This window comes from Acidimicrobiales bacterium, from assembly GCA_036273495.1.
Lineage (GTDB): Bacteria > Actinomycetota > Acidimicrobiia > Acidimicrobiales > JAJPHE01 > DASSEU01.
The window spans coordinates 1-7131 of sequence record DASUHN010000038.1; the positions used below are offsets into that span (position 1 = coordinate 1).

General features: G+C 73.7%; 8 protein-coding genes. 7 read left to right on the top strand and 1 reads right to left on the bottom strand.

Features of this window, described 5'->3' with window-relative positions; genetic code table 11:
• Positions 1-1539 (bottom strand): 2-oxo acid dehydrogenase subunit E2 (locus VFW24_01565; GenBank protein HEX5265436.1); only part of this gene is annotated, 1539 nt, incomplete at its 3' end.
• 37 nt (positions 1540-1576) lie between these two features.
• Here VFW24_01565 and ettA point away from each other — a divergent pair.
• From ettA to VFW24_01600, 7 genes are all read left to right on the top strand, one after another.
• Complete coding sequence (gene ettA, locus VFW24_01570; protein ID HEX5265437.1) at positions 1577-3259, top strand: energy-dependent translational throttle protein EttA; 1683 nt, start codon at positions 1577-1579, stop codon at positions 3257-3259.
• Positions 3260-3459: 200 nt separating this feature from the next.
• Positions 3460-3681, top strand: coding sequence for a hypothetical protein (locus tag VFW24_01575; protein ID HEX5265438.1), 222 nt, complete (start codon positions 3460-3462; stop codon positions 3679-3681).
• A 28-nt stretch (positions 3682-3709) separates the two neighbouring features.
• On the top strand, positions 3710-4060 hold the full coding sequence (queD, locus tag VFW24_01580; protein ID HEX5265439.1) for a 6-carboxytetrahydropterin synthase QueD: 351 nt from the start codon (positions 3710-3712) through the stop codon (positions 4058-4060).
• Positions 4057-4797 carry a 7-cyano-7-deazaguanine synthase QueC gene (queC, locus tag VFW24_01585; GenBank protein HEX5265440.1) on the top strand — a complete coding sequence of 247 codons (741 nt, stop codon included), beginning with the start codon at positions 4057-4059 and terminating at the stop codon, positions 4795-4797. The genes queD and queC overlap by 4 nt, the downstream gene beginning before the upstream one ends.
• A complete protein-coding gene (locus VFW24_01590) occupies positions 4794-5576 on the top strand; it encodes a 7-carboxy-7-deazaguanine synthase QueE (GenBank protein ID HEX5265441.1) in 783 nt (260 codons plus the stop codon). Before queC ends, VFW24_01590 begins: the two co-directional genes overlap by 4 nt.
• Positions 5573-6469: a TIGR01777 family oxidoreductase gene (locus VFW24_01595; GenBank protein HEX5265442.1), complete on the top strand. Its 897-nt coding sequence runs from the start codon at positions 5573-5575 to the stop codon at positions 6467-6469. Before VFW24_01590 ends, VFW24_01595 begins: the two co-directional genes overlap by 4 nt.
• An 85-nt stretch (positions 6470-6554) precedes the next feature.
• On the top strand, positions 6555-7131 hold a 577-nt coding region (locus tag VFW24_01600), incomplete at its 3' end, for an FAD-dependent oxidoreductase (protein ID HEX5265443.1).

Sequence of the window (7131 nt, forward strand, 5' to 3'; positions counted from 1 at the left end):
GAGGAAGCGCTCGAAGGCCTCGGCGCCGTTCAGCCGCCCCAGGACATGGCGCTGCTCGGCGGGAGCGAGCTCGCTCGGCACCCCCTCGACGTGCTGCTGGATCCACCGCTTCTGGTCGGGGTCCTGGATGTGCATGTACTCGACACCGATGGTGCGGCAGTACGCGTCGCGCAGCACCCCGAGGATGTCCCCGAGAGTCATCTGCTCCCGGCCGGCCAGGCCGTCGGTGAGGAACTCCCGGTCGAGGTCCCAGAGGGTGAGCCCGTAGGTCATCGGGTCCAGCTCCGCGTGCATGCGGGGCTCCTTGACCGCCAGGGGATCGAGGTCGGCGATGAGGTGGCCACGCACCCGGTACATGTTGATCAGGGTCTGGACGTGGACCTGCTTCTCGAGCCGGCCCCGCTGCCGGTCGACGGGGTTCACGTCGGCGTGCCAGCCGACGGGCTCGTACGGCACGCCCATGGCGCGGAAGACCGCCTCGTAGAAGCCCTCCTCCCCGAGCAGGAGGGCGTGCATCCGGCCGAGGAACTCACCCGACTCGGCGCCCTGGATGATGCGGTGGTCGTAGGTCGAGGTGAGCGTCACCACCTTCGACACGCCGAGCTCGGCCAGCATCCGCGGATCGGCGGCCTGGAACTCGGCGGGATGCTCGATGGCACCGACGCCGAGGATCACGCCCTGGCCGGGCATCAGTCGCGGCACGGAGTGCACGGTGCCGAGGGTGCCGGGGTTGGTGATGCTCACAGTGGTGCCGGTGAGGTCATCGGCGGTGATCCGGTTGTTCCTCACCTTGCGGATCAGGTCCTCGTAGGCCGCCCAGAAGGTGTGGAAGTCCATGGTGTCGGCGTCGCGAATGCAGGGCACGAGCAGGGTCCGCGATCCGTCCGGCTTGGTCGTGTCCACCGCGATGCCGACTCCCACGTGGCGGTGGTGGATCACACCCGGCGTGCCCTTGTCGTCGACCGAGTCGACGAACGACGAGTTCATGACCGGCACGTCGGCCAGCGCCCGCACCATGGCGTAGGCGATGAGATGGGTGAAGCTGACCTTGCCGCCCCGGCCGCGGGCGAGGTGGTTGTTCAGGATCTTCCGGTTGACCTCGACCAGGCGGGCGGGAACCTCCCGCACGCTCGTGGCGGTCGGGACCTCGAGGCTGGCTCGCATGTTGGCGACGACCCGCGCGGCGGCGCCCCGCAGAGGAGTCGGCGCCGCGTCCTCCGCCGCCGCCGGGGCGGCCCGGCCGTCCCCGTTTCCGTCCGCCGCCTTGACGGGAGCGGCCGGTGGAGCAGCGACAGGAGCCGATGCCGGCGCCGTCGCCGATGCAGGCGCTGCAGGCGCTGCAGGCGCTGCAGGCGACGGCGGCGATGGAGGTGGTGCCACCGGGGCCGGCGGCGCGACCGAGGCGGGCGTTGCGCTGAAGAAGTCCCGCCAGCTCTCGCTCACCGATGAGGGATCGGCACGGAAGCGCTCGTACATCTCGTCGACGAGCCAGGCGTTGGGTCCGACGGACGATTCCGTGTCCGTGGGTCGTTGGGCCATCTCGGGACCGATCCTACCGGCGCTACCGTGCCGACCGATGCCAGCTCAGTTCATCTACACGATGCGCGACCTGCGACGTTTCCACCCGCCCGACCGTGAGGTCCTGCGCGGGATCAACCTGTCCTTCTACCCCGGAGCCAAGATCGGCGTGATCGGGGCCAACGGATCGGGGAAGTCGTCGCTGCTGCGGATCATGGCGGGCCAGGACGACGGCTACCAGGGGGAGGCCCGCCTCACGCCGGGCTTCTCGGTCGGCTTCCTGGCGCAGGAACCGGAGCTCGACAACGCCAAGGACGTCCTCGGCAACGTCACCGACGGCGTGGCCGACGCCAAGGCCGCCGTCGACCGCTTCGAGGAGATCGGCGTCCAACTGGGCCAGGCCGGACCGGACGAGATGGAGAAGCTCCTGGCCGAGTACGGGGAGCTCCAGGACCGCATCGACGCCCAGGGCCTGTGGGACCTCGACCGCCAGCTCGAGGTGGCGATGGACGCCCTCCGCCTGCCGCCCGGGGACGCCGCCGTCGGGACGCTCTCCGGTGGGGAGCGGCGCCGGGTGGCGCTGTGCCGGTTGCTGCTCTCCCGGCCCGACCTCCTCCTGCTCGACGAGCCCACCAACCACCTCGACGCCGAGTCGGTGGCGTGGCTCGAGCGCCATCTCCAGGAGTACCCGGGCACGGTGGTGGCGGTCACCCACGACCGCTACTTCCTCGACAACGTGGCCGGCTGGATCCTCGAGCTGGACCGGGGCCACGGGATCCCCTGGGAGGGGAACTACTCGTCCTGGCTGGCCCAGAAGGAGGCCCGCCTGGACGCCGAGGAGAAGGCCGACTCCTCCCGCCGGCAGGCCCTGGCCCGCGAGCTCGAGTGGATCCGGATGGCGCCCCGCGCCCGTCAGGCCAGGGGCCGGGCCCGGGTCACCGCCTACGAGCGGCTGCTGGCCGAGGCCGAATCCGCCGAGACCCGGCCCGACCGGCTGGAGCTGTCGATCCCGGCCGGGCCCCGGCTCGGGGACGTGGTGGTCGAGGCCACGGCCCTGGTCAAGGGCTACGGGGACCGGTTGCTGATCGAGGGCCTCGACTTCTCCCTGCCCCCCGGCGGCATCGTCGGGGTGATCGGCCCCAACGGCGCCGGCAAAACCACCCTGTTCCGGCTGATCACGAGGACCGAGAAGCCCGACGGCGGGGCGCTGCGGGTGGGCCCGACCGCCGTGCTGGCCTACGTCGACCAGTCGCGGGAGTCCCTGGACGCCGGCCACACGGTGTACGAGGAGATCACCGGTGGCCAGGACCGCCTCCAGGTGGGCGGCCGGGAGATCCACGGGCGGGCCTACGTGGCCTCGTTCAACTTCAAGGGGTCCGACCAGCAGAAACCGGTGGGCCAGCTCTCCGGCGGGGAGCGCAACCGGATCCACCTGGCCAAGGTCCTCCGGTCCGGCGGCAACGTGCTCCTCCTCGACGAGCCGACCAACGACCTGGACGTGGACACCCTCCGGGCCCTGGAGGACGCCCTGCAGGAGTTCGCGGGCTGCGCCGTGGTCATCAGCCACGACCGGTGGTTCCTGGACCGCATCTGCACCCACGTCCTGGCCTTCGAGGGGGACTCCCGGGTGCAGTGGTTCGAGGGGAACTTCAGCGACTACGAGGCGGACCGCAGGAAGCGGCTGGGCGCCGACGCCGACCAGCCCCACCGGATCCGGTACAAGCCCCTGGTCCGGGGCTAGGGGCGTTTCGTCGCGAAACTCCCCTTTCCGCAACCCCCGTTGCCAATAGGGCGCCGGGGTCGGGTGCACGGCGGACGCACCCGGGCCCCGGCGCTTTCAGAAAGATCACACCAACTTGCGCTCCCAGTCAATGGCAAGCCGACCCAACTGGACGCGAAAAAGGGCTCAGATCGGGCCATCCCGCCGCCGATAACTATTTCGTGAGCCAGACGATCACCCAGAGCCGGGCCGTGGTCCGGACCATCGACCCGGGCAACACCGCCCTTTGCGCCCACTGCGGCGCCCCGGTCAAGTTCATGGCCCGGGCCCAGCTCAAGCAGGTGATCGCCAACGTCTACATGGCCGGCGTCTGGGACAGGGTGGAGCACTTCCACGAGCCCTGCTACGACACCGCCGGGGCCCCCCACGGCATGGCCGTCTGACCCAGGACGGGCAGTAGCCTGGCCCGCCGTGCGGGTCCGGGTCACCAAGGCGTTCACGTTCGAGGCCGCCCATCGCCTGCCCTGGCACCCGGGCCGCTGCCGTGAGCTCCACGGCCACCACTACCGCTTCGAGGTGACCGTCGAGGGCCCGGTCGGCCCCGACGGGATGGTCGTCGACTTCGACGACCTGGCCACCCGGGTGGGTGACGCCGTCGTGGCCCGCTACGACCACCGCTACCTCAACGACCTCCTCGACAACCCCACCGCCGAGCTGCTGGCCGGTGACATCTGGAAGCGGCTCGAGGCCGCCGGCGTCACCCCGGTGCGGATCCGGCTGTGGGAGACCCCCGACTCCTCGGTAGAGCTGCTGGACCGGTGAGCGGCCCCGCCGGGCACGTCGTGCTCCTCTCCGGCGGGCTCGACTCGACCGTCTGCCTGGCCCTGGCCGCCGCCGAGCGGGAGGCTGCCGGCCGGGGAGGGGACCACGGGCACGGGGACCTCCTGGCCCTCACCTTCGCCTACGGCCAGCGCCACCGCCTCGAGGTCGACCGGGCCGCCGCGGTGGCCGCCCGCTACGGCGCCGAGCAGCTGGTGGTCGAGCTGGACGCCTCGGCCTGGGGCGGATCGGCGCTGACCGACCCCGGCATTCCGGTACCCACGGGCCCGGAGATCCCCACGGAGGGCCCCGCTCCGGGGATCCCGGTGACCTACGTCCCGGCCCGCAACATCATCTTCCTGGCCGTGGCCCTGGGGGTGGCCGAGGCGCGGGACCTCGACGTGGTGCACATCGGGGTGAACGCCGTCGACTACAGCGGCTACCCGGACTGCCGTCCCGAGTTCCTCGACGCCTTCCGGCAGGTGGCGGCGGTGGGCCAGAAGCGGGGGGTGGAGGGCTCTCCCGTCGAGGTCCGGGCGCCTCTGATCGACCGGCCCAAAGCGGAGATCGTCCGGCTGGGCGTCGAGCTGGAGGCGCCGTTGGAGCTGACCTGGTCGTGCTACCAGCCCGGGCCCGGGCCCACGCCCTGCGGGGGCTGCGACTCGTGCCGGATCAGGGCGGCCGGCTTCTCCGCGGCGGGGATCCCGGACCCGGCCCTCTCCGCCGCCTCTCTCGGATGAGCGCCCGGCCCGGGGACGCCGGGGCGGGCACCATCCTGGTGTCGGAGGCGTTCTCCGCCATCCAGGGCGAGGGCGCCCACGTCGGCCGCCGCCAGGTCTTCCTCCGCCTCTCCGGCTGCAACATCCGCTGCGGGTACTGCGACCAGCCCGAGGCTCTGGAGCTGCGCCCCGGGCCGTGCCGGTTCGAGCAGACCCCGGGGCGCCGGGACTGGCGGGTGGTCCCGAGCCCGCTGGCGGTGAACGACGCCGTCGCCGCCGTCGACCGGCTGTGGCGGGCCGGCCCCCACCACTCGGTGAGCGTGACGGGCGGGGAGCCGCTGGCGCAGAGCGGCCGGCTGGCCGAGCTCCTGCCCCTGATGAAGGGGCGGGGGCACCGCGTCCATCTCGAGACGAACGGGACCCTCGTGGCCGGCCTGCGCCGGGTGGCGCCCTGGGTCGACGAGGTCAGCATGGACCTCAAGCTCGGGAGCGTGGACGGCCAGGGGGTCGCCCCCTCCACCCAGCGGCGCTTCCTCGAGGTGGCCATCGACGCGTGCCCGGTGGCGGTGAAGGTGGTGCTCGGGCCGGAGACCGATCCCGGTGAGCTGGACGCCGCCATGGCGATGGTCGCCGAGACGGCGCCGGCGGCCCCGGTCTTCCTCCAGCCCGTCACCCCGTTCGCGGCCGTGACCCGCGCCCCCACCCCCGACGAGGTCCTGTCCTGGCAGGAGCTGGCTCTGGCCCGCCACGGCGACGTCCGCGTCGTCCCCCAGACCCACAAGATGATCGGGCAGCTGTGATCTGGGCCGTGGCCGGGGCCAACGGGCTGGTCGGGTCCGCCCTCGTGCTCCGGCTGGCGGCGGAGGGCCACGAGGTGACCCGGCTCCAGCGGGGGGCCCACTGGGACCCGGCGAGCGGGTGGGCCGACCCCGGTGTCCTGGCGGGCGCCGACGTCCTGGTGAACCTGGCCGGCGCCGGCATCGGGGACCGCCGGTGGAACCCGGAGCGCAAGGAGGTGGTCCGGTCCAGCCGGGTCGAGGGCACCGCCGGCCTGGCCCGGGCCCTGGCGGGGCTCGGCCCGGCCCCGGGCGGGGGCCCCCGGACCTTCCTGGCCGTCTCGGCCGTCGGCTACTACGGCGCCGACGCCGGCGACCGGGTCCTGACCGAGGAGTCCCCCGCCGGCACCGACTTCCTGGCCCGGCTGTGCACGGAGTGGGAGGCGGCGGCCGAGCCGGCCCGCCAGGCGGGCCAGCGGGTGGTCCACCCCCGCCTCGGGCTCGTCCTCAGCGCCACGGGAGGCGTGCTCGGGCGCATGCTGCGGCCGTTCCGCCTCGGGCTGGGCGCCCGCCTCGGCTCGGGGCGGCAGTTCATGAGCTGGATCACCCGGGAGGACGCCGTGTCGGCCCTGATCCACCTGGCCACCGACCGGTCGCTGGAGGGTGCCGTGAACGTCACCGGCCCCGAACCGGCCACCAACGCCGAGCTCACCGCCGAGCTGGGCCGGGCCCTCCGCCGTCCCACCAAGCTGGCTGCCCCTGCCGGCGCTCTCCGGCTGGTGCTGGGGCGGGAGATGGCCGACGAGACGCTGCTGGCGAGCCAGCGGGTGCGTCCCGCCCGCCTCGAGGCCGCCGGGTTCGGCTTCCGGCACCCGGATCTGGCCGGCGGGCTCCGCGCCGCCCTGGCCGACCGGTGAGGGCCGACCCCTGAGCCCCGCCGCCGACGCGCCCGACGTCGTCGTCGTCGGGGCCGGGCCGGCCGGCTCCGCCACCGCCATCACCCTGGCCCGGGCCGGCGCCGCGGTTGTCGTCGTGGACCGGGCCCGCTTCCCCCGCGACAAGTGCTGCGGGGACGGCCTCACCGCCTCGGCCCTCCGCCATCTCGAGGAGCTGGGCCTCGACCCCGCCGACGTCCCGTCCTGGACCCCGGTGCGCGAGGTGGCGCTGCGCTCACCCTCGGGGCGAACGGTCGAGCTCGGGCTGCCCACCGACGGCCTGCACGCCGCCGTGGCCCGCCGGAGCGACCTCGATGCCGCCCTCCTCCACCTGGCCCGCGACGCCGGTGCGTGCGTCCTCGAGGACACGGCGGTGACGGCCGTCGACCGCGACGGGCGGGGGGCGCGGGTGGGCACGGGGCGGGGGGGGACCTTCGCCCCCGGGTACGTGGTGGCCGCCGACGGGGCCTGGTCGCCGACCCGGAAGCTGCTGGGGGACGCCGCTCTGGCGGGCCGCTACCTCGGGGACTGGCACGCCCTCCGCCAGTACGTGACCGGCGTGGGGGCGGAGGCGGCCCGGCAGCTGTGGGTCTGGTTCGAGCCCGACCTGCTCCCCGGCTACGCCTGGTCGTTCCCGCTCGGAG